Source organism: Acinetobacter sp. YH12231 (assembly GCF_013417755.1).
Lineage (GTDB): Bacteria > Pseudomonadota > Gammaproteobacteria > Pseudomonadales > Moraxellaceae > Acinetobacter > Acinetobacter amyesii.
Window position 1 is genome coordinate 39,105 of sequence record NZ_VPDJ01000011.1, and the last position, 21,669, is coordinate 60,773.

21 protein-coding genes are annotated in these 21,669 nt (G+C 38.9%); 11 read left to right on the plus strand and 10 right to left on the minus strand.

From position 1 onward, the window contains the following. Positions 1-79: 79 nt before the first annotated feature. On the plus strand, positions 80-967 hold the full coding sequence (locus FTV11_RS08320; RefSeq protein ID WP_180008123.1) for a DMT family transporter: 888 nt from the start codon (positions 80-82) through the stop codon (positions 965-967). 275 nt (positions 968-1,242) lie between these two features. Beyond that, complete coding sequence (locus FTV11_RS08325; RefSeq protein WP_180008124.1) at positions 1,243-2,541, plus strand: MgtC/SapB family protein; 1,299 nt, start codon at positions 1,243-1,245, stop codon at positions 2,539-2,541. A 23-nt stretch (positions 2,542-2,564) separates the two neighbouring features. On the opposite strand, the gene yddG is transcribed toward FTV11_RS08325, so the two are convergent. Next, positions 2,565-3,506: an aromatic amino acid DMT transporter YddG gene (gene yddG, locus FTV11_RS08330; RefSeq protein WP_180073791.1), complete on the minus strand. Its 942-nt coding sequence runs from the start codon at positions 3,504-3,506 to the stop codon at positions 2,565-2,567. Between the two features lie 265 nt (positions 3,507-3,771). Here yddG and FTV11_RS08335 point away from each other — a divergent pair, with 265 nt between their 5' ends. The 6 genes from FTV11_RS08335 to FTV11_RS08360 all read left to right on the plus strand — a co-directional run bounded on the left by FTV11_RS08335 (position 3,772) and on the right by FTV11_RS08360 (position 8,978). Continuing rightward, on the plus strand, positions 3,772-4,167 hold the full coding sequence (locus tag FTV11_RS08335) for a hypothetical protein (protein WP_180073792.1): 396 nt from the start codon (positions 3,772-3,774) through the stop codon (positions 4,165-4,167). Positions 4,168-4,978: 811 nt separating this feature from the next. Further along, positions 4,979-5,545 carry a hypothetical protein gene (locus FTV11_RS08340; RefSeq protein WP_180073793.1) on the plus strand — a complete coding sequence of 189 codons (567 nt, stop codon included), beginning with the start codon at positions 4,979-4,981 and terminating at the stop codon, positions 5,543-5,545. A gap of 96 nt (positions 5,546-5,641) precedes the next feature. Further along, positions 5,642-6,604, plus strand: coding sequence for an allantoinase PuuE (gene puuE, locus FTV11_RS08345; protein ID WP_180050816.1), 963 nt, complete (start codon positions 5,642-5,644; stop codon positions 6,602-6,604). A 143-nt stretch (positions 6,605-6,747) separates the two neighbouring features. After that, complete coding sequence (gene uraD / locus FTV11_RS08350) at positions 6,748-7,251, plus strand: 2-oxo-4-hydroxy-4-carboxy-5-ureidoimidazoline decarboxylase (protein WP_180073794.1); 504 nt, start codon at positions 6,748-6,750, stop codon at positions 7,249-7,251. Next, positions 7,248-7,568: a hydroxyisourate hydrolase gene (gene uraH, locus FTV11_RS08355; RefSeq protein WP_180008130.1), complete on the plus strand. Its 321-nt coding sequence runs from the start codon at positions 7,248-7,250 to the stop codon at positions 7,566-7,568. Before uraD ends, uraH begins: the two co-directional genes overlap by 4 nt. Before the next feature lie 30 nt (positions 7,569-7,598). Continuing rightward, a complete protein-coding gene (locus FTV11_RS08360; protein WP_180073795.1) occupies positions 7,599-8,978 on the plus strand; it encodes a nucleobase:cation symporter-2 family protein in 1,380 nt (459 codons plus the stop codon). 204 nt (positions 8,979-9,182) lie between these two features. Here the strand turns inward: FTV11_RS08360 and FTV11_RS08365 are convergent, their stop codons facing one another. Both FTV11_RS08365 and alc read right to left on the minus strand, forming a co-directional pair. Beyond that, positions 9,183-9,683, minus strand: coding sequence for an ureidoglycolate lyase (locus FTV11_RS08365; RefSeq protein ID WP_180073796.1), 501 nt, complete (start codon positions 9,681-9,683; stop codon positions 9,183-9,185). Between the two features lie 89 nt (positions 9,684-9,772). After that, positions 9,773-10,780, minus strand: a complete 1,008-nt coding sequence (alc, locus tag FTV11_RS08370) for an allantoicase (RefSeq protein WP_180073797.1) — start codon at positions 10,778-10,780, stop codon at positions 9,773-9,775. 208 nt (positions 10,781-10,988) lie between these two features. Here alc and hpxO point away from each other — a divergent pair, with 208 nt between their 5' ends. Next, positions 10,989-12,146, plus strand: a complete 1,158-nt coding sequence (gene hpxO, locus FTV11_RS08375; protein WP_180073798.1) for an FAD-dependent urate hydroxylase HpxO — start codon at positions 10,989-10,991, stop codon at positions 12,144-12,146. Positions 12,147-12,250: 104 nt separating this feature from the next. On the opposite strand, the gene FTV11_RS08380 is transcribed toward hpxO, so the two are convergent. Next, entirely contained in the window at positions 12,251-13,180 is a 930-nt protein-coding gene (locus FTV11_RS08380; protein ID WP_180073799.1) for a LysR family transcriptional regulator, read from the minus strand. Between the two features lie 248 nt (positions 13,181-13,428). Here FTV11_RS08380 and FTV11_RS08385 point away from each other — a divergent pair, with 248 nt between their 5' ends. Continuing rightward, positions 13,429-14,484: an aromatic ring-hydroxylating dioxygenase subunit alpha gene (locus FTV11_RS08385; protein WP_180073800.1), complete on the plus strand. Its 1,056-nt coding sequence runs from the start codon at positions 13,429-13,431 to the stop codon at positions 14,482-14,484. Between the two features lie 85 nt (positions 14,485-14,569). Here the strand turns inward: FTV11_RS08385 and FTV11_RS08390 are convergent, their stop codons facing one another. Continuing rightward, the gene (locus tag FTV11_RS08390; protein ID WP_168379617.1) at positions 14,570-15,010 is read right to left on the minus strand and encodes a DUF2147 domain-containing protein; all 441 of its coding nucleotides are present in this window, start codon (positions 15,008-15,010) and stop codon (positions 14,570-14,572) included. Between the two features lie 524 nt (positions 15,011-15,534). Between FTV11_RS08390 and FTV11_RS08395 the strand changes: the two genes are divergently transcribed. After that, on the plus strand, positions 15,535-16,371 hold the full coding sequence (locus tag FTV11_RS08395; RefSeq protein ID WP_180027184.1) for an SDR family oxidoreductase: 837 nt from the start codon (positions 15,535-15,537) through the stop codon (positions 16,369-16,371). A 179-nt stretch (positions 16,372-16,550) separates the two neighbouring features. On the opposite strand, the gene benE is transcribed toward FTV11_RS08395, so the two are convergent. The 5 genes from benE to benA all read right to left on the minus strand — a co-directional run bounded on the left by benE (position 16,551) and on the right by benA (position 21,652). Then, entirely contained in the window at positions 16,551-17,774 is a 1,224-nt protein-coding gene (gene benE / locus FTV11_RS08400) for a benzoate/H(+) symporter BenE (protein ID WP_180059845.1), read from the minus strand. Positions 17,775-17,837: 63 nt separating this feature from the next. Further along, on the minus strand, positions 17,838-18,623 hold the full coding sequence (gene benD / locus FTV11_RS08405) for a benzoate diol dehydrogenase BenD (protein ID WP_180073801.1): 786 nt from the start codon (positions 18,621-18,623) through the stop codon (positions 17,838-17,840). Positions 18,624-18,637: 14 nt separating this feature from the next. Beyond that, positions 18,638-19,654: a benzoate 1,2-dioxygenase electron transfer component BenC gene (benC, locus tag FTV11_RS08410; protein ID WP_180073802.1), complete on the minus strand. Its 1,017-nt coding sequence runs from the start codon at positions 19,652-19,654 to the stop codon at positions 18,638-18,640. 94 nt (positions 19,655-19,748) lie between these two features. Then, positions 19,749-20,258: a benzoate 1,2-dioxygenase small subunit gene (gene benB, locus FTV11_RS08415; protein WP_180022864.1), complete on the minus strand. Its 510-nt coding sequence runs from the start codon at positions 20,256-20,258 to the stop codon at positions 19,749-19,751. Then, positions 20,255-21,652, minus strand: a complete 1,398-nt coding sequence (gene benA, locus FTV11_RS08420) for a benzoate 1,2-dioxygenase large subunit (protein WP_180073803.1) — start codon at positions 21,650-21,652, stop codon at positions 20,255-20,257. The genes benB and benA overlap by 4 nt, the downstream gene beginning before the upstream one ends. Positions 21,653-21,669: the final 17 nt, after the last annotated feature.

Here is a 21,669-nt window from a genome sequence, read left to right on the forward strand (position 1 = left end):
TAATCTAGCCGTGTTGGGTCGCATTCAATTCAATAAAAGCGTAAATTGATGAGGCATCCACCGTTAAACCACCTTTCTTATGTTTCCAGTTTGGATCTTATTCACTTTAATGGCTGCTTTTATGCAGTCATGGCGCAATGCATTTCAAAAGCAACTCAGTACCACTGTTGATGTGTATGGTGTCACCCTTGCACGGTTTATTTTTGGGCTCCCATTTGCCTGTATTTATTTGTTCGTGTTGTACCAGCAACAGCCTGTGACTCAGGTGACCACATTTACACCTATGTTTTGGGTTTATGTGGTGATTGCAGGGCTAAGTCAAATTTTAGCGACGATTTTAATGGTGTTGCTTTTTAAACAAAAGAATTATGCCATCGGCGTCGGTTTAGCGAAAAGTGAAGCGATCTTTGCGGCCATTGTTGGAGTGATTTTCTTAAGTGAACATTTAAGTTTATTTGGTTGGATTGGTGTTTTGGTTGGTAGTGTTGCCGTTTTTCTTTTAAGCAAAGGTTCTCAACGACAAAAATTATCTCTGCCAACTTTATGCATCGGTGTAGGAAGTGGATTAAGTTTTGCAATTACCTCTTTATTGGTTCGTGAAGCCAGTTTAGAGCTAAGTGATTTACCGACTTTGCATCGTGCGGCGTGGGTGTTGTTGAGTGTAATTGGCTTTCAATGTGTGATTATGCTGTTGTACCTCAGTCTATTTAGCCGTAAAACGCTCATTGCCATGTGGGAGAGAGTAGGTCTGACCTTTCGCGTTAGTGTCTGTAGCTTTCTAGCATCCTTGGGCTGGTTTACTGCTATGAGTATGCAAACGGTTGCGATTGTCAAAACCCTAGGTCAAATCGAAATATTATTTAGCCTCTTAATCTCTGCCTATTTCTTTAAGGAAAAACTCGCAAGAACTGATCATTGGGGTTTAGCCCTAGTGGTGATTGCGGCGATTATGGTGATTTGGGCTTAATGTGTGCTTTAAACAGACATGAAGGTAAAAAAGTCCGAATTTAAGTCAGATTTTCGAATATTTTTTTTAATTAAAAGATGAGAAATATTTGATGTCCACTAGGATATTTATCATGGAATTGTTTATGATTTAAAGTATGACTAAACTTTGAACATGATTGAAAATTCTCAAGTTGTTCAATTTATATGTTTTTTTCAAATTTTAGCGTTAAATTTTTATATTATTTTTTATTTATATTGCCAAAATAAACAATGTATTGATGGGAGGGCTTAAATTTGGAAATACTCATACAAACATTATCCTTCCCAGCGTTGTTAACTATTTTAGCTTCGGCTTTAGGCTGTGGATTGCTCATCGGTTTGGAGCGTCAACGTAACAACAATTTGGACAGTGAACAGAGCTTTGCCGGTTTACGCTCATTTACCATTTGTGCGCTGTTTGGAGCATTGTGTTTTTTAATCCATTTAGCTGTTGGTGTAATCGGTGCAATTGTCGTCAGTGTGTTTAGCTATTATGGATTAAGCCAGCAAAAACAAGATATTGGCACAACCACAGAACTAGCTTTTGTTATGACCTATTTAATCGGCGCTGCTTGTGTATTTAATATTCCATTGGCTGCGTGTTTGGCTGTGGTGTTGACCCTCATATTAGTTGGAAAAAAAGGCTTACATCATTTTGCAGCACATTGGATCAAAGACTATGAGTTAAGAGATGGTGTATTTTTACTGGCATTGATCCTAATTGCCTTACCTTTAACGCCGAATCAGGCCTATTGGGGTTCTGTATTAAATCCCTATGTGATTTTAAAATTACTGATATTGATCTTGGTGGTGCAGTCATTAGCGCACATCGCCAAGCGGCTTCTATCTTCTGATAAAGCGATTATCTTATCGGCCTTGGCATCAGGTTTTGTGTCGAGCACAGCAACAATCGCAAGCTTAGGCATGGAAGTGCGAGCAGGAAAAGCCAGTGCCAAAAGTAATGCAGGGGCAGGACTTTTTTCATGTGTTGCGACATTGGTTCAACTTTTGATCATTGTCCTTGGGGTGAGTTTTGCTTGGTTTAAAATATTAGTTATACCAAGTATCGTCGGCATCTTGATATTGGTCCTTACTGCGTTATATCTGATTTATGGCTCATCTCAAGTTCAGCATAATAAAGAGTCAGAACCTGAAATGCTTCGTGTAGAGGCGAATGAAACAGTGCCGTTAGAAAATACTGATAGTCGAATGTTTAGCTTAAAACAGGCGGCAATCATTGCCATCACGCTTACTTTGATCCAAGCACTTGTTTATGGATTAAATCTCGCTTTAGGTGATAAAGGCTTAATTTTAGGGACATTATTAGCATCACTCTTTGAAGTCCATGCAGCTATGGCAACCGTGGTGATGCAAGGTAATATCGACAATTTAACATTGGTTTATGCTGTGGTGATTGGATTATCAGCCCATGCGATTTCAAAATGTGTGAATGCATTTCTCACAGGTGGCTGGAAATATTTTCTATATTTTGCACCAACACAGTTACTTCATATGCTGTGCCTAATCGCGGTTTTGCTATTCAGTTTAAGATAAATGAGCCAAGTGACTGCTTCTTATTATTCATGGCGCAATTGCATTAATCTGGCTTTAATTTGTGGCCAACTGGTTGAAATCCAACATACCAGCGAACCTAATGTCACCAAAATGGCACCATGCCAAAAACTTAAACTCAGTGGTGTCTGTAATATAAACATTGAAATAACCGAAGAAAAAATCGGACTAAAATACGATAAAGTTACCAATATCGTAATATTGCCTTTTATAATACCTACATTCCACGCTGCATAACCCAATGCGGTCACGATGGACACGATGGACACGATGGACACGATTAACATATACTTACCGGTATGTAAGTCTACGGCAGGCATTCGCGGGATACCGTGAAATATCAACATTTTTAGCCATAGCACAATGGTGATCACGACGAAAAAGAATGAAATAGGGTTATGCCCATGACTGTATTTACGTGTAATCACACAATAGAGTGACCATAAACTCGCGCCCATAAAAGCAAGAAAATAGCTAAAGGGATTGGACTGAATGTTGGTAAAGACTGTAGACCAGTTAAAACTTCCGTTACCAGTTTGGATTAAAATAATGCCGCCCAAACTAATGGCTAAACCAATGATTACGAAAAAGTTAAATTTTAATTCTTTAAATAATATTAACGCGGCAATTGTCAGACTCGGCCATAAATAATTGACCAAACTGATTTCAATCGCTTGTTGAGCTGTTTGAGCCAAAGCAATGGCATACGAAAAACACAACTCATAAATCACAAATAAAAGGGTGGCGTATATCAAAAATTGGCGCGGAACCAGTTTAAGGTTTGGAATTTTAAATAAGAGCAATAGAATAATTGCGCTCAAGGTATACATAAAGAGCACAGCAAGATCAGGGCCAATACTGAAACTAATTTTCTTAAGTAAACCAACAATAGAAGACCATTGTAAGATTGCACTGAATCCAATCAGCGTTGCAAGATTTTTGGACATGATTGCTCGAAGATTTCGCAAATAGCGAATGAATTTTTAATTTTTATTATAGTCTTTATTCAGTCGTTTAGTATAAGCGTGAAATTATCAAACTCTATTTAATTAAAAAGATTTAGAGCTCGTCGTACGTCAAGAGCAGCATGGCGATGAACTAGGTTTAGGTTCTGGTTTATTAACACAAGATTTTAAACTTGGACAATGTATTCATGCCTATATTCGTGCGAATTCAAATTTTCACTTAGCAGAGGGCGTTAAGTCGGCAATTATGATTGGCAATGGCTCAGGAATGGCGGGTTTGCTTTCACATCTTAAGCAACGTGTCGCAACAGAGCACTATCAAAACTGGTTAATTTATGGTGAGCATCAACAAGATTTCGATGCAATTTTTGCTGATGAACTGCATGAATTACAAAACCAAGGTAAAATTGCAGAAATCGATCGGGTATTTTCTCGTGATGGATTTGCTGAAAAGTATGTGCAAGATGTTCTAGTTGTAAAAAAAGCTGAATTGATTGATTGGCTAGAGCAAGGGGCTTGTCTCTATATCTGCGGCAGTTTGAATATGGCTAAAGCGGTAGATGCCACTTTGCAAGAGATACTGGGCATTGAACAACTGCATACACTGCGTAAAGCAGGTCGTTACCGCCGTGATGTGTATTAAATAATTGATGTCTACTGAAGAAGTAAAGTAATGATGCAGTTCGTAATGAGATGGATCGATAGTTTAAAAAGGAATAATAATGGATAAATTTGTAATTAGAGTTTATCACGATTATAAAAGGCTAATTATAGCTATTTTTTTTATTATTGAGTTTTTGATTTTTTTAATAAAGTATTACTTTTTTGGGATAGGTTTCTGGAGTTTTATTGGTGCAGTAGTTTTTTTTATTATCTTTGTTGATCTAATTTATAATGGGAGTTATTTGTTGATCGGGAAGATAAAAAAAGAAAGTGAAGTTTATGAATATTATATTAGGTTTATCTATATTTTTGTAATTTATTTGTTTTCAATATATTGCATTGTTGAGTGAAGAGTAAAATTTAAAAATTATGAGTAAATATTTTTTTTAATATTTTGTAGAGTTTTGCTCGTTTATGGCTCTATTGGGCTTTGTTGCACAAAAATTTTATAACTATATGATTTTAAAGGTTTTGATTATTTTTTGATTCAAAATTAAATTTATTTAAATCAGATGCTTACATATTTATGCAACAAAGCCGTTATACCATTAAAAAATTTACAAGATTAAAAAATCAATGAGAATGCATATTTTTTAAATTCCTTACTTACGATGTATTGTTCAATTTCAATATTTATGGTCATTTTTATATATTTTTTATCTAATTGGCAAATATGGGAAAAACATTTTACATTCATTGGCTTAATATCATTTTTAATACTGGCAATTTGTTTTTACTTTAAATACAACGAAAAATTGAATGATGGTGGTATTTTATTCAAGCAGTTGCCAATGAAAGTACGGCTACCGATAAGAACTTCAACTATATTATTTTTAAACCTAAATTTTGGTTTTATCTTATTTATATTGGTAGTGCTTACGATAGTAATTACAGCTAATATATGGTTTTTTACACTTTGTATTTTTATTATTTGGAATGCAATAATTTATCATCCTCATATTTGGTTTGTAGATTCTATTGATTTAAAACAAGATATAAAAAATAAAACAAATGAATTTGAGATTATAAGACAGGATAAAGGTGATTTTGAATATTTTAATGATGGTTTCACATACACTATAACTGGGCCTGAAATAAGCACAAAAACTATATTATGGAAAGATATTCAAAGTATAGATGTCGTACGCCAAAATATTGGAACCATTGATGAGATTCAACTCTATATATTGTGTTCAAATACAATCATTTATATTACCGAAAATACACTGGGTTATTACTATTTCATTGATCAACTGCATCAGAATTTTCCAGAAATAGATGAAATTTGGCAAATTTCAATCCTTGCAGATGATTCAGGGCAACCATTCAATATTTTAAAAAAAGGCAATGGTCATTGATATGAAAAGTTATTTAGCCGTCTACGATATTGGCGCATAATTTGCTTGTTCTACCTAATTTTTTTACTGTTTGATATAACAAATTAGGAAGTTGAAGTGACTACAGGCTACTTACGTGGACAAGACTTAATTGACCAGATCCAACAACAGGATTATTCCAGAGACCTAATTGGATATCATGGCGATGTACCTCAAGTCGTATGGCCTAATCAGGCACGTATCGCAGTGCAGTTCGTGTTGAACTATGAAGAAGGTGGAGAAAACCACATCGAACATGGGGATGCAGGATCAGAACAATTCTTATCCGATATTATTGGAGCGGCCAGTTTTCCTGCCAAACATATGTCGATGGACTCGATGTATGAATATGGCTCCAGAGCCGGTTTTTGGCGGATTCATGAAGAATTTAAAAAACGTGATTTACCCATGACGGTCTTTGGCGTTGGTATGGCTTTAGCACGCAATCCTTATATTGTCGATGCGATCAAACAAACCAATTATGATGTCGTTTCACATGGTCAACGCTGGTTACATTATCAGGATATGCCGATAGAGTTGGAACGTCAGCACATGGATCAGGCAATTAGTGTGCTTGAAGCATTATTTGGAAAGACGCCTATTGGTTGGTACACAGGGCGTGACAGTCCCAACACACGTCAGCTATTGGCTGAATTTCCGCAAATTAAATATGACTGTGATCACTATGGTGATGATTTACCTTTTTGGAGTCGTTTGACAAATGAAAATGGTCAAACCCGTCCACATTTAATTATTCCTTATACACTCGAAAGCAATGATATGAAGTTTTGTTCACCGGGTGGTTTCAACAGTGGTGAACAATTTTATCAATATCTTAAAGATGCTTTTGATGTGCTATATGCAGAAGGTGAAAGCGCGCCAAAAATGTTATCGATTGGGATGCATTGTCGTATTTTAGGGCGACCAGGCCGTTTTAAAGCACTACAACGATTCTTAGATTATGTGCAATCACATGAAAAAGTCTGGATCTGTCGTCGTGGTGATATCGCGGAACATTGGTATACACATCATGCAGTCTAATAAAAAAATATTCGGATAAAGAGGAGCTTAGCTCCTCTTTTTTTAGGCCTGTACTTAGGTAACTGACATCATAGACCTAGGTTGGCACTGATATTGCAAAACTAAATTTGAACAATCATTCAATAATTTTAGGCGATTTTATAGTGCAACTTGTTGAATTTAATAAAGCATCTGAAGCAGATGTAAAAACTTTTTTAAAGCACTGTGTGCAAATTGAAGGCTGGGCGGAACACATTGTGGCGCAGCGCCCTTATACCTCTGTCACGCAAATCACAGAGCAAGCAGTAAAAGCTGCAAAAGCTTGGACTTGGGATGAAATCAAAAATGCTCTAGATAACCATCCACGAATTGGTGAAAAAAAGGCGCAGGCAGAATTAAGTAGTTTGGAACAACAATTTTCAAATCAAGAACAGTCTGAAATTTCAGCAGATGAAGAAACTCAATTTGCATTGCTGAAAGGCAATATCGCGTATGAGAAAAAGTACGGTTATCTCTTTTTAATCAAAGCTTCAGGCATCAGTAGTGAAGATGTACTACAGGCGCTGAAATATCGATTATTGAATGATCCTGAAACAGAAAAAAGAATTGTCCATCATCAACTGGCTGAAATTGCCTTATTAAGATTAAAACAGGAGCTTAGCGCATGATTAGCTCACATATTTTAGACACCAATCTAGGCAAACCTGCAGCGAACGTCAGCATTCAATTATTTAATGCTGAAGGTAAGTTGTTGGGTTCAGCCCAAACCAATGCTGATGGCCGCGTTAATGATTTTGCACTCAAGGAATTTACAGCAGGTGCGTATAGCCTTGAATTTGCGACTGCTGAATATTTTCAGACGTTAAATACCGAAACCTTTTTTCCAAAAGCTGTGATTCATTTTTATGTAAAAGATGCCTCGCAGCATTTTCATATTCCTTTACTCATTAGCCCATTTGCATATTCTACGTATCGCGGAAGCTAAGAGCAAAGTTAAAAAATAGGGGATATAAAAATGACAGAACAAGATAAAACAGTTTCACCAGAACATGAATATTTAGGCGCAGGGAAAAGCCTTGCCTATGGACTACAGCATGTATTAACCATGTATGGCGGTATTATCGCTCCGCCATTGATTATTGGTACAGCCGCGGGACTTGAACCTGCGCAAATCGGTTTATTGATTGCCGCGGCGCTTTTTGTCGGTGGCTTGGCGACCATCCTACAAACCGTAGGTGTGAAATATATCGGTGCAAAATTACCCTTAGTTCAAGGGGTTTCATTTGCAGGTGTGGCGACGATGATTGCCATAGTAACCGCAGGCGGTGGGCTTTCTGCTGTTTATGGTGCGGTGATTGTTGCATCTCTAATTGGCTTTTTTCTAGCACCTTATTTTTCAAAAATTATTCGTTTTTTCCCACCGATTGTGACTGGTTGTGTGATCACTGTGATTGGCCTTTCATTGCTGCCTGTAGCGGTACGCTGGATGATGGGTGGGAACAATAAAGCACCAGACTGGGGAAGTGCTGAGAACATCAGTTTGGCATTTTTAACTTTGGGTATCGTGATTGCGCTGAACTTAACCCGTAATGCAACTATCCGACGTTTATCTATTTTGTTAGCCATCGTCTTCGGTACAGTGCTCGCTTATGCCTTTGGCTTTGGCGATTTTTCTAAAGTTGCAAATGGTAACTGGATTCAATTTCCAAGCTTCTTTGCTTTCGGTATGCCAACATTTGAGTTAAGTGCCATTATTGCCATGCTGATCGTGACTTTAGTCATTATGACTGAAACGACGGCAGACATTATTGCTGTCGGTGAAATTGTTGGTACTAAAGTAGATGCTGAGCGTATTACCAATGGCTTACGCGCTGATATGCTATCTAGTGCAGCAGCACCAATCTTTGGTTCATTCATGCAAAGTGCTTTTGCACAAAATGTCGGTTTAGTAGCGATTACAGGCGTGAAAAGTCGCTTTGTTGTCGCAGCGGGTGGAATGATTTTAGTCGTATTAGGCGTTCTGCCAATTATGGGGCGACTGATTGCAGCGATTCCTGTCCCTGTATTAGGTGGTGCTGGTTTAGTTTTGTTTGGAACGGTTGCGGCAAGTGGTATTCGTACCTTGGCGAAAATTGACTATAACGAGCAAAAGAACCTCATCATTGTTGCGACTGTGATTGCAGCAGGGATGATTCCAATTATCGATCATTCTTTCTACGCAAACTTCCCGAAATGGGTGCAAACACTCTTTCATTCAGGTATTAGTTCAACTTGTTTGATGGCGATTATTCTAAATATTGTGTTCAATCATTTGAATTTATTTAAAAATAAAGAAGTGACTATGAGCAAAGATCAGGTTAAAAAACCAAGCATGGCGATAGATGTACAACATTAATCATTGCCGATCTTGGGTCTTGAACCACACGATGATTCATAGAATATAGTTTGTATAGAATAAATAAAGCCCTCGAAGTAGAGGGCTTTTTTAATGCGTTATGTTTAAATTAAATAATATCAAAAGATGAAATTAATTATGTATTAACAATTGGTTAAGTGATTTTTAGTCTATTTAACTGTAAGTGTTTAAGCTAAAAATACATTAATTTGAAATGTAAATAGGCGTTTGGAACTGGAACACATCACAATTATGTCCAATGCCAATACGATCGATGACGGCAAAGCTACTTGGTGCTTCGAGTGTCAGGAGAGGATGATGCCATGTTCCTGCACGATAGTTGACTCCTTGGCTACCATCAGTGATGAAAGCACATAGCTGTGTAAGATCAGGGCTGTGATCATCCAACGCAGGTGCAACTACCACTAAAAAAGCCTGCGCTTGCATTGGAATAAACGCTTGTGAGCCGTTGGGATGACGCTCCAACATCGAAATCGTAAAAGGCAATTCAGTGGTTTTGATATTTCTAAAGATGCTAATTCCAGCAACCGCATCACCTGAAATTTCTGTTTCCACGAGGGCATGATATCGCTCTGTATGTGTGTCATTGATGTGGAAAAAATCATGTCCAGTCGTGCAAATGACCTCTCCAAAAGGCGCAAAGCCTTCAATACTTAGAGCTTGTATTTTTATGCTATGTGTCATGTTTAGATATCTTATAGAGCATTTAATTAAAAAAATTGAAACCAAACACATAGGAAGCCCGAAGGCTTCCTATTTTATCAATATTGCAATTAAGGATGTATTTTTCCCCATAACCGTACGCGACTAATCCCCCCGTCAGGAATCATATTGATGCGGATATGCGATATTTTTTCATGCTTTAAAATCTCACTGACGAAGCTATGAATGTGATCCATCTGCATGTCTTGTGAATCTAGCAAAAACGGCCAGAACATACTTTGCGGAATCAGTTGAGGGTCAGTGGCATCTTCTACATAGATCGCTTGTATGGACACTTGCGCAGGGAAGTTGCCTTTAAAATGGGCAGTATCAATATCAATTTTCTCTATTGCACCAGATTGACCCAAACCCAAAATACACCAGTCAAAACCTGGTGCACGGCGACGTTTAGTTTCCCAACCATCTCCCATATTGATACCACGACCAGGGTTAATTAAGTTTCGTGGATGTCCAAAATGAGCATCACTATAAGCAATTACGCGTCCACCATTTTCCAGTGCAACAAGGTCTAATGTGCTCGTACTGTCTTGAATTTGAACCTGAACTTCACCATAGACTTTAAATCGTGCAATACCGCCGTCTGGATATATATTTAAACGCACATGGGTAAAAACCTGATCAGTTGAGACCTTCAATATATGGTGTTGGCTCGGGCCCAATACGGTATTGCCTAAGATATTGACCCATGCTGCCTGTGCTAGCTCTCCACTTGGTGCAAAACAGGCTTCAACTGATGCGGAAGCTGGATAATTCCCTGTAAAGAATGTTGTATCAATATCTAAGGCTTGAATTCGACCAGCAACACCGAGTTGCATAATTGCCCAATCATAACCTGCATGGCGTTTACGACGCGTTTCCCAACCATCCATCCATTTGCCATGCTCATCAAATTTATCTTCGACGAAGATAGGTGCATTAAATTGAAGTATGCGTTTTGCTTCTGCAAAAAAATCATCTGAACATTCAAGTATTTTTGCACCAATACGGTCATCTGCTAAATTTGTAAGTGTCTGTAATTGTACAGGAATATCAAAACTTGGTGCGAGTAAAGTCGCCATATATAAAATCCATTCACTATTTTCATTTAAAACATATGCATTTTGTTTTTAGTGTTAAAAATTTAACATTTGATAAAAACTAGCATTTACACGTGTTTAGAAGCACAGCGTGTGCCAACTTTAGATTTTTTTATTGTTTGTTTGAAAAAATGGCATGCTTTTCGCTTTTTAGGAGAAAGATATTTAAAAAAACACAGGGGAGTTATAGATGGACATTACAATTATTGGTGCAGGTATGGCGGGCCTAACGACTGGGATCGCTTTGAAAAAATTCGGACACCAAGTAACCATCTATGAACAGGCAGAACAAATTTTACCTGTTGGAGCCGCTATTTCTTTATGGTCTAACGGTGTCAAATGTTTGAACTATTTGGGGCTAACCGAACAAGTCGAAAAGCTCGGTGGCAAGATGGATCATTTAGCCTATATCGATGGTTTAACGGGCGATGTTATGACGCAGTTTAGTCTGTTTCCTTTAATCGAAGAAGTTGGTCAGCGACCTTATCCAGTTTCACGTGCAGATTTACAAAATATGCTTATGGATGAATTTGGTCGTGAGAATATTCATCTAGGCAAAAAAATGGTGAGCTTCTCAGAACAAGATGATCAAGTGATCACACATTTTGCCGACGGAAGTGAGGTTCAGGCTGATTTATTGGTTGGCGCCGATGGTACACATTCACTGACACGGGCATATGTATTGGGTGAACAAGTTGAGCGCCGCTATGCAGGTTATGTCAATTGGAACGGTTTAGTCAACATTTCAGAAGAATTTGCTGCGGCAGATCAATGGACGACATTTGTAGGAGAAGGTAAACGTGTTTCGCTGATGCCCGTTGCCGACAACCGATTCTATTTCTTCTTTGATGTCCCTTTAGCAGCAGGCTTAGAAAATGACCGCACACAATATAAGGCCTTATTTAAAGAATACTTTAAAGGTTGGTGTGAACCGGTGCAAAAGCTAATTGATGCTGTAGATGCCAAAAAAACCAATCGGGTAGAAATTCATGATATTGAACCTTTTGCAGATTTCTACAAAGGTCGTGTGGTGATCGTGGGTGATGCAGCACACAGCACAACGCCTGATATTGGACAAGGTGGTTGCCAAGCAATGGAAGATGCAATTTATTTAGCTCGTTCTTTGCAAATCAATACTTTGGGCTTACAAGATTCATTGCGTCGTTATCAAAATAAACGTAATGAACGTGCTAATGAATTGGTTCTGCGAGCGCGTAAACGTTGTGATGTGACGCATATGAAAGATGAAAGTGTGACGCGCGAATGGTATGCAGAACTGCGTAAAGAACAAGGCAATCATATTATGAAAGGCATCATTAGTAATATTGTAGGCAATCCATTGGATTAAAAAAATAAACTAATAAAACTTTAGCTTTCAGCAGCCAGTACGGGTTATTCGCACTGGCTTTTTTTTAAATAATTATTTGCTATTACAACGCCAAAATATTGGTTTTAGGGGGTCATGGATTTTAAATTGATTTTAATTTCTTCCATTTTTTCCACCAAATGATTAATCATGATCTGAGAAATTCGAGAAGTTTGGCGCTTCGATGCGACACATAAAGCAATGGTCAAACTGTGCAAACCTTTTTCACGGATCGGTTTAAAAATAATCTTATTATTCTCAAGCAGTGGCAAAGCATCCATATATGACATCAAGCTGATGCCTAATTGTTGCTGAACTAATGACAATATCATTCTAATGTCATTACATTCGATCTTTTGAATCGGACTAAACTTATGATGCTTATATAAAGTATGGACATATTCACTAATAATGAGTGGATCACTCGGCAAAATATGCCGTTCATTTAACGTATCTGAAAGATAGATTTTATCCATCCCACCCAAGGTATGATGCGGTGACATCACAAAGCCCAACGGAATTTCTATAAAGGATAAAATCTCTAATTGGCTATGGCTTTTGGGATTTAATATAATGCCAAAATCTAATTCTGCATCGACGATTTTTCTGGAAATGTCTTCACTGCTATTCATGCTGATGTTGAGGTTGATCCACGGATAAGTTTCAGCCATCTTTTGAATGCAGTCGACGACGAAACTGTCATTCAAAGCTGCAATAAAACCCATTTCAATGTTTCCACGGTTTAAGCCTTGGATTTCATCAAATCGAGTTCGCGTCAGTTGATATTCTTTTTGCCATTTTAATAAATCGGCGTACAGTAATTCACCCGCAAGCGTCAGTTTTAAGCCCTGAGGTAGTCGTTCAAATAGGGCAACCCCCAGTTCTTCCTCTGCCAAAACGATTTGTCGATGTACTGCCGAGACTGAAATAAAAAGTTGTTCAGCAGCTTTGCGTAGACTTCCAGTCCGTGCAACCGCCATAAAATATTCAGAAAATCTAGAAAAAGTAATCGACATACAGGCTTCAATCTCTATCGCGTAAATAGCGAATCATAATGTTATGCATTTTAAGCGATATTCATGCCAGCTTTATCAAATCGTGCAGAGTTCAATGCTTAATGTTCTAAAAAACAGAACAATCCATGCAAATCATTCTAATAGACAGAAATGTGTTTAGATTTTAATTTCGACTTAGAAAATAAGGATTTAGCAAAATTTAAATAGCGCTAAATGCTAAAGAAATATTGCAATTGTCGAGATGAACTATGAATGCCATTCCAGTACTCAATTTATTTACCCAACCTCAGTGCAGTACATTTGATGCCAACGACTGGAATATTTTGGCGCAGCATTGGTATCCCGTTGCACGTGTAGAAGATGTTTCGATTGAACCGCAACAAGTGCAATTACTCGATGTAAAAATGGCGTTATATCAAACTGAAAGTGGGAAAATTCATTTGGTTCGTGACATCTGTCCACATCGTGGGGTGCCATTAACCAAAGGCTGGGTCAAGGGTGAAGACATTATTTGTCCATATCATGGTTTACATTATAACGGCGCAGGAAAGTGTGTAAAAATTCCCGCACAGCCAGAGCTGACTCAAATTTCAGAGCGTTTTTCATTAACCAAATTTCCAGTTGTATTGAAATATGGATTGGTGTGGACCAGTTTATTTAACAGAGACGAATCTACGGCCAATTTTCCAGATTTAGACACGTGGGATACCGAGCAGCACCAATCTATATTGCCACCTTATGTAGATATTGGTGGTTCAAGTGGGCGCCAGCTCGAAGGCTTTATTGATGTTGCACATTTCGCATGGGTGCATCATGAGAGCTTTGCAGACCGTGAAAATCCTAAAGTACAAAAATATTCGACAGTACGTACGGACTATGGACTACATACAGAATATCTTAGTGATGTGAGTAATTATCCGCATGGTTTACAACATTTAGCGCCAGAAGATTTTTTATGGAAAAGAACGTTTGATGTCTATCCGCCATTTTCTGCAATTTTAACCATCGATTTTCCTGAAAATGGAGTGTTAAAAATATTAAATGCCTGTTGTCCTGTATCGCATAATAAAACCCGTTTATTTGTGCCTTTAACTCGTAATTTTGATACCACAGGCGATTTACAAGCGGTCTATGATTTTAATGCACAAATTTTTGCTGAAGATCAGGACATGGTGGAAAGTCAAAAATCTGAGGAATTGCCACTGGATATCAGTATGGAGGCGCATTTCGAAGCAGATCGCTCATCGACAACCTATCGTCGAATATTAGCCGAATGGGGGCTAAGCAAACGTTATACCGTTTAATTTTTATTTTCGAATAATTTCATTCTTGGTTTTCATACAAAAAAAGCGACTCAATCGAGCCGCTTTTGACTTTGTACATAAAGGATTAGTTTACACGTATCCATGTTTGGCTGCGTCCAAGCGCAGATACACCAATATAGCCACGACCATTCAAGGTCTTGCCGTCATTCGACATTTTGGCATTGAAACTATAGGTTTTACCATTTTTCGGGTCAGTAATTTTACCGCCGTCATAGGTATTTTTACCGGTATTTTTCAAACCATTCACGATTTGCACACCGAGTAGTGGTTTATTGTGGAATTTACCTACACATTTTTGGCAGTTTTCTGCTTCACCCGGGGTGAGTACATCAACGATTTTTGCAGATAAAACGCCCTTTGATGTTTCATTAAATTGAACTACAGATAAAGGTTTTTTGGTTTGGTCATCGATGGTTTTCCATTTAGTACCATGCAATGGATCAGCAGCCAAAGCTAAGCTAGACACCAGTGACAAACCGATTAGGCTAAGAGTTGTTTTTATCATTTTAGAACCTCTATTGAACATAGTAAGAGATGTGCATCCCTGATCTTCCAAAGGGTGGATACACAAGACTTGGAAAATTACAAAGCATCAGCCTTGTTGTCTTCAAGGGCTATATTCACAAAAAAATAAGTATATATTGTGGATTTTATATACTGATTTTGAATATGTAGAATCTGGATCGTGTAGAAAAATAGAATAAATGTTGAGCTTTGTTTATAACATTTGGGATTTGTATCACTTTTATAAATATCAAACGCTGTTTGAGCTGAAAAATTTAGAGCTACAATCCCAAAAAAAGCCGGAGCTAAAAGGCTCATTTAAGTTTTCAATTTTTGCTCTAATCATGTTGAATTACATTAATTTGATTTGAAGCAATAACGCTAAAGAGCTATGTATAGCATTCATATTTTACAATTAAATAAAATCATTTCATTCATAGATCAGTTCTCGTTAAGCTTGTGTTATGAATAATATGAAAATGCAGCTTGTTCACTGAACGAGATTAAGTGTGTATAGGAATAACGATGAAAAATTTTAACAACAAAGTCGCAGCCATTACTGGAGCAGGTTCAGGTATTGGGCAGCAGTTAGCCATTCAACTGGCTCAATCAGGTGCGCATCTAGCATTAAGTGATCGCAACCTTGACGGTCTTGCACAAACGGCTGAAATGATTAAGTACACCGGTGTGAAAATAATTCAGACCCAATTAGATGTGTCTGATCGTGCCGCTGTAGAGCAATGGGCGGCTGCAACCCAAGCTGAATTTGGCCAGGTCAATTTGATCTTTAATAATGCAGGTGTCGCGTTAGCCAGTACTGTAGAAGGTATGCATTATGATGAAATTGAGTGGATTATGAATATTAATTTCTGGGGCGTGGTATATGGGACAAAAGCATTTTTACCGTATTTAAAACAAAGTGGCGATGGACATATAGTTAATATTTCCAGCTTATTTGGTTTGACGGCTCAACCGACTCAAAGTGCCTATAATGCAACGAAGTTTGCGGTACGAGGTTTTACTGAATCTTTACGCCAAGAATTAGACTTGGAAAATGCTGGAGTCAGCGCAACTTGCGTGCATCCGGGTGGGATTCGAACCAATATTGCAAATAGCGCGCGTATGAGTGACAGTATTCGTGCGTTAGGGATGAACCCAGATAGGGCAACCAAAGCATTTAATAAAGTGCTAAAAACACCGCCTGAAGTCGCAGCAAAAGTCATTTTAGATGCGGTAAAGCAGAATAAACGTCGAGTTTTAATTGGTAATGATGCCAAAATTATTGATTTAATTCAGCGAATTGCACCTACACGTTATGCCCAAGCCATAGATCTACTTAGTGGTAAGAAAAAACGTAAATAATTCAAAGATAAGTAAAAAAGGGATGATGCAACATGATCCCTTTTTTATCCTATAGAGCTCTTAATTTCGAATATTGAATTTTTAAGTTTAAATGACAAGAAAATCAAAAAATTGAGTTTTCGATTAAACAAAGAAGATGTAGTGTTCCATCTTCTTTGTATTGGCAATGCGTTTGGACATTATGAACTTTTAGAATCTTGAGTCGTTGTCATCGGTGCTTGTGTGGCTACTCGTTTGGTCAAAATGACATGTGCAGCGACACCGATACAAATCCCCCAAAAAACCGAGCTTAGCCCTAAAAAATGCATACCTGAGGCTGTCGCTAAAAAGGTGATCAGCGCTGCATCACGGTTGGCCTCATTTTTCATTGCAACCGACATATTTGTTCCAATCGCACCTAATAACGCTAGACCTGCAAGTGCAGCGACCAACTCTTTAGGTAATAGGCTAAATAACATGACAATGCTGCCTGCAAATAAGCCGCCTAAAATATAAAAAATACCATTGGCAATACCGGCTATATAGCGTTTTTCTTTAAGTTCATGTGCATCTTTGCCCATACACATGGCTGCGGTGATAGACGCTAAAACAATAGTAATGCCTCCGACACATGCTACAGCGAGCGAGGCAATACTGGTCGCTGTAATAATGGGCTTAGCTGGCGTGTCATATCCACTGAGTTTCATGATCGCCATCCCCGGAAGAAATTGACCACTCAGACTGACTAAGATTAAGGGAATCGCCAAATTTAAAGTTGAGTTCCAAGTCCAAATTGGGGCAATAAACTGCGGTATAGCGAGTTGAAAATTCACATCAACAGGATTAATTTTTCCTAATGAAAAACTCAAAACGACTCCAGTCAGTAAGACCCAAATCATCGCGTAGCGTGGCGATAGTCTTTTCGAAAAAAGAAAGACCAATAACATGCCAAAGACAATGATCGGCATACTATCTGTAGCAGTGAACAGTCCAAGCCCAAACTGAAATAAAATACCTGCCATCATTCCCGCAGCGACATCTTGAGGAATCCATTTTAAGAGTTTGTCAAAATAGCCGGTGATGCCAATCAAAAATATAACGATAGCGGATGTGATATAAGCCGCTATGGCTTCATTCAGTGAAATATTCGGAAATAGGGTGACTAAAAGAGCCGTACCGGGCGCTGACCACGCGGTAATCACCGGGGTTTTATATTTAATAGAGAGATAAATACCCGCCAGCGCAGCACCAATAGAAATCCCCCAAATCCATGAAATCATCATGGCTGGGGAAACTTGAGCTTTTTGTGCGGCTTGGAAAAAAATAATTAGTGGGCCTGAATATGAAATCAGCACGGCTAAAAATCCTGCAACCGTCGCTGAGATCGACCAATCTTCTTTTAATGTTTTTAACAGGGGTGCCATCGCTTTTGCCTCCATGCGACTATGTCAATGAGCCTGTTGAATTTAACCAATGATTTTTAGAGATTAACCTTGATCTCCACCACCAACAGGGACGACTGTTCCTGTCATATAAGATGAATCATCGGATGCCAAAAATAAGATGGCATTGACTTGTTCCTGAATTGTGCCATAACGGCCTAAGAATGTGCGGTCAATGGTTTGATCGACCACGTCTTGCATCCATTGTTTTTCATGATCTGACAATGGGTTGGCGTTTCTAGGTACTTTTCGTGGTGGTGCTTCTGTGCCACCTGTGGCTACGGCATTGACTCGAATACCATCTTTTGCATGCTCAAAAGCAAGAGCAGCGGTTAAGCCATTGACCCCACCTTTTGACGCTGAATATGGCACACGGTTAATACCACGGGTTGCAATAGAAGATACATTTACAATCGTCCCTTGCTGATTTTGAATCATTTCAGGTAACACGGCTCGGCAGCACCACATAGTTGGAAATAATGAACGATTAACTTCCTTAATGATTTCTTCTTCTGAAAACTCTTGGAAGGGCTTCATCCAAATCGCACCTCCGACGTTATTGATCAAGATATCAATTCGGCCATATTTTTTAATGGCTTGGGTAGCAACTAATTGAGCGCCTGAATATGTTTCAAGATTGGCTTTAACAATAATGGCATCGCCATTATGGGCTTGAATATCGTTCAGCGTATCTTCAACAAAATCTGAAAGATCTGCCAATACCACTTGAGCGCCTTCTCGGGCCACTTGTAGTGCGACTCCACGACCGATACCTTGAGCGGCACCGGTTACAATGACAACTTTATTGCTAAATCTGGCTTGTTCTGACATTAAACTATTCTCCCTTAATTCGCTGAGAATTTTTCAAACAAGAAGTTTGCAGGTTTAACGCCTTCGGTATCTAACCAGCCACGTACAGCTTCAACCATCGGCACAGGACCACAGAGATAAATATCTACATCGCCGTTGTTTAACCAATCTTTTTCAACATGACTGGTCACATAGCCTTTACGTTCATGCTGTGACTCAGGGTGAGCGACCACAGTACGGTATTCGAACCAAGGGAGTTCGCTTTGTAATTCATCGAGCTTGTCTTTTGCCACGATGTCAAAGTCATTGGTTACGCCAAATACAAGACGAACAGGTTGTTCAGAACCTTTTTCTTCAAGCACTTGTAACATGGACATAAACGGTGCAATACCTGTACCACCTGCAAGCATGACCACAGGGCGGACGACATTACGCAGATAAAAACTACCAAAAGGACCTTTGAAGGTCATTTTGTCGCCGGCTTTCGCATCGGCACTCAGGAAGGTACTCATTTTTCCTTCAGGGACATTACGAACCACGAAGCCTGTTAAACGATTGCCCGGCTTTGAACTAAACGAATACGAACGAGTTTCTTCAGTCCCCGGAATGCCGACATTGACGTATTGACCTGCCAAGAAGTTAATGTCAGGTTGACCTTCATCCAGTTGAATATCAAAGGTAATCGTAGAATCCGACATATTTTCAACACGAGACAATGTGCCTTGAAACTCATGAATTTCAGTTTTACACACGTCAGATGATGCACTGATTTGGAAAACAGCATCTGAACTTGGACGACATTGGCAAGCTAAAATATAACCTTGCTCAGCTTCTTCGGGGGTTAAAGCGTCTTCGATATAAGATTCTTCAGGCATGTCGTAAGTTCCCGACTCACAAAATGCACGGCATGTCCCACATGCGCCATCACGGCAATCTAGAGGGATATTGATTTTTTGACGATAGGCTGCGTCGGATAGGGTTTCACCTTGAGCAACACTAATAAAACGAGTAACGCCATCTTCAAATTGAAGTGCAACATTATGGTTTGACATGGCTGAATATCCTTTTGAAAATCTGGTATAACGTGTCCTTTCAGCCAAATATCCTTCTGGCTGAAAGTAAAAACTTGCTTAGTGAAATAAGCTTTTAGAGGTGATAAATATCAATAACTTGGTTGATATAATCGTTTTTCAGAACAACATATTTGCTGAGGATTTTTGGCTGCTCACCTGAAAAATCAATTTCATAACGTGACATGCCAAAGTAGCTATAGTTGGTTTTGTAGCGGAAACTTAAGGTGTTCCAGTTAAAACGCACCGTTACTTTGTTGCCATCACGTTCAATAATCTCGACATTATTAATGTTATGGCTAGTTCGTGTATCCGGCATCGTGGCAGATGAACGCTCAGTTTTAATGCGGAAGACACGGTCTTCTAAACCTTGGCGGTCTGGATAATAAATCAAAGAAATCTCAGACTGCGGATCTTCCGTTAGGCGGTCATCGTCATCCCAAGCCGGCATCCAAAATGAAGCAGATGGGGCATAGCACGCTAGCCATTCATCCCACTGTTCATCATCTAAAAAACGCGCTTCGCGGTAGAGGAACTGAGATACAGCTTCAATGCTTACGCTGTCTAAATATGCAGTTGCATTCATGCGACATCTCCTTGTTCATTTGCGACTTGTTGTGCCAATTCTTTTTCTTCAGCAATGGCATGTTTCATGGTTTTTAACCAATATTGATGCTGAGCAAGGTAAAGACCTTCATCTTCGGTTTTGATGCCACTTAATAGCGGTTTTAATCCAATTTCATTGGCTGCATCATCCGGTCCATGAATCCAGTGTTTTGAACCACGGCACATGTCGTTCCATTCCAGTTCAATCCCTGCATAACCTGCTTGGCAGGCACGGAATTCTTCTAAATCGTCAGGTGTTGCCATGCCTGAAGCATTAAAGAAGTCTTCATATTGACGAATACGACGTGTACGTGCTTCTGGCTCTTCACCGACAGGGGCAATACAGTAAATGGTGACTTCAGTTTTATTGACAGAAATCGGGCGTAAAACTCGAATTTGTGAACCGAATTGATCCATCAAATAGACGTTTGGATAAAGACATAGGTTACGTGAACGCTCGATCATCCATTTCGACATCGGTGCGCCGAATTTTTCGGTATATTCATCGGCTTTGCTAAAGTTTGGACGGTCTTCTGGGTTAGCCCATTGCGTCCATAACAACATGTGACCACTGTCAAAACCATAAGAACCACCGCCTTGCTTGCCCCAAGAACCCGCACTCATAGCACGAATATTATCCGCTGCTTGTGCTTCTTTACGGTGCTGTGTGGTGGCTGCATAGTTCCAATGCACGGCTGAAACGTGATAGCCATCTGCGCCATTTTCAGCTGTCAGTTTCCAGTTACCTTCATAGGTATAGGTAGATGAACCACGTAAAACTTCTAAACCATTTTCCGACTGACCTTCGATCATGTCGATAATTTTGGTGGTTTCACCTAAGAATTTTTCAAGGCTTGGCACATCAGGATTTAAGCTACCAAATAAAAAGCCTTTATAACTTTCAAAGCGCGCGACTTTTTTCAAGTCATGTGAACCATCTTGGTTAAAGCAATCTGAATAACCCGCTTCGGCAGGGTCTTTAACTTTGAGTAATTTACCTGAGTTATTAAAGGTCCAACCATGGAATGGACAGGTATAGGTCGCTTTGTTGCCTTTTTTATAACGACATAACTGTGCGCCACGGTGTGAACAGGCATTGATCATGGCATTTAGTTCACCATTACGGTTACGTGCAATGATGATCGGCTGGCGACCAATATGAGTTGTGTAATAATCATTGTTATTTGGAATTTGGCTTTCATGTGCCAAATACACCCAGTTACCTTCAAAAATGTATTTCATTTCAAGATCAAACAACGCTTGATCGGTAAATACTGAGCGGTGCAGTTTAAATTCACCAGTGTCAAAATTATCGACAAGAAGTTCATCAATACGATCTAGATGGCTGGTGTTAATTACAGGAATACGTGGCATGTCCATTCTCCGACTGT

What these genes read in the sequence shown, in the direction of transcription:
- FTV11_RS08320 (WP_180008123.1), top strand. Translation starts at nt 80, where the DNA reads ATGTTTCCAGTTTGGATCTTATTCACTTTAATGGCTGCTTTTATGCAG.
- yddG (WP_180073791.1), bottom strand. Translation starts at nt 3,506, where the DNA reads ATGTCCAAAAATCTTGCAACGCTGATTGGATTCAGTGCAATCTTACAA.
- FTV11_RS08335 (WP_180073792.1), top strand. Translation starts at nt 3,772, where the DNA reads ATGATTGGCAATGGCTCAGGAATGGCGGGTTTGCTTTCACATCTTAAG.
- FTV11_RS08340 (WP_180073793.1), top strand. Translation starts at nt 4,979, where the DNA reads ATGAAAGTACGGCTACCGATAAGAACTTCAACTATATTATTTTTAAAC.
- uraH (WP_180008130.1), top strand. Translation starts at nt 7,248, where the DNA reads ATGATTAGCTCACATATTTTAGACACCAATCTAGGCAAACCTGCAGCG.
- FTV11_RS08360 (WP_180073795.1), top strand. Translation starts at nt 7,599, where the DNA reads ATGACAGAACAAGATAAAACAGTTTCACCAGAACATGAATATTTAGGC.
- FTV11_RS08365 (WP_180073796.1), bottom strand. Translation starts at nt 9,683, where the DNA reads ATGACACATAGCATAAAAATACAAGCTCTAAGTATTGAAGGCTTTGCG.
- alc (WP_180073797.1), bottom strand. Translation starts at nt 10,780, where the DNA reads ATGGCGACTTTACTCGCACCAAGTTTTGATATTCCTGTACAATTACAG.
- hpxO (WP_180073798.1), top strand. Translation starts at nt 10,989, where the DNA reads ATGGACATTACAATTATTGGTGCAGGTATGGCGGGCCTAACGACTGGG.
- FTV11_RS08380 (WP_180073799.1), bottom strand. Translation starts at nt 13,180, where the DNA reads ATGTCGATTACTTTTTCTAGATTTTCTGAATATTTTATGGCGGTTGCA.
- FTV11_RS08385 (WP_180073800.1), top strand. Translation starts at nt 13,429, where the DNA reads ATGAATGCCATTCCAGTACTCAATTTATTTACCCAACCTCAGTGCAGT.
- FTV11_RS08390 (WP_168379617.1), bottom strand. Translation starts at nt 15,010, where the DNA reads ATGATAAAAACAACTCTTAGCCTAATCGGTTTGTCACTGGTGTCTAGC.
- FTV11_RS08395 (WP_180027184.1), top strand. Translation starts at nt 15,535, where the DNA reads ATGAAAAATTTTAACAACAAAGTCGCAGCCATTACTGGAGCAGGTTCA.
- benE (WP_180059845.1), bottom strand. Translation starts at nt 17,774, where the DNA reads ATGGCACCCCTGTTAAAAACATTAAAAGAAGATTGGTCGATCTCAGCG.
- benD (WP_180073801.1), bottom strand. Translation starts at nt 18,623, where the DNA reads ATGTCAGAACAAGCCAGATTTAGCAATAAAGTTGTCATTGTAACCGGT.
- benC (WP_180073802.1), bottom strand. Translation starts at nt 19,654, where the DNA reads ATGTCAAACCATAATGTTGCACTTCAATTTGAAGATGGCGTTACTCGT.
- benB (WP_180022864.1), bottom strand. Translation starts at nt 20,258, where the DNA reads ATGAATGCAACTGCATATTTAGACAGCGTAAGCATTGAAGCTGTATCT.
- benA (WP_180073803.1), bottom strand. Translation starts at nt 21,652, where the DNA reads ATGCCACGTATTCCTGTAATTAACACCAGCCATCTAGATCGTATTGAT.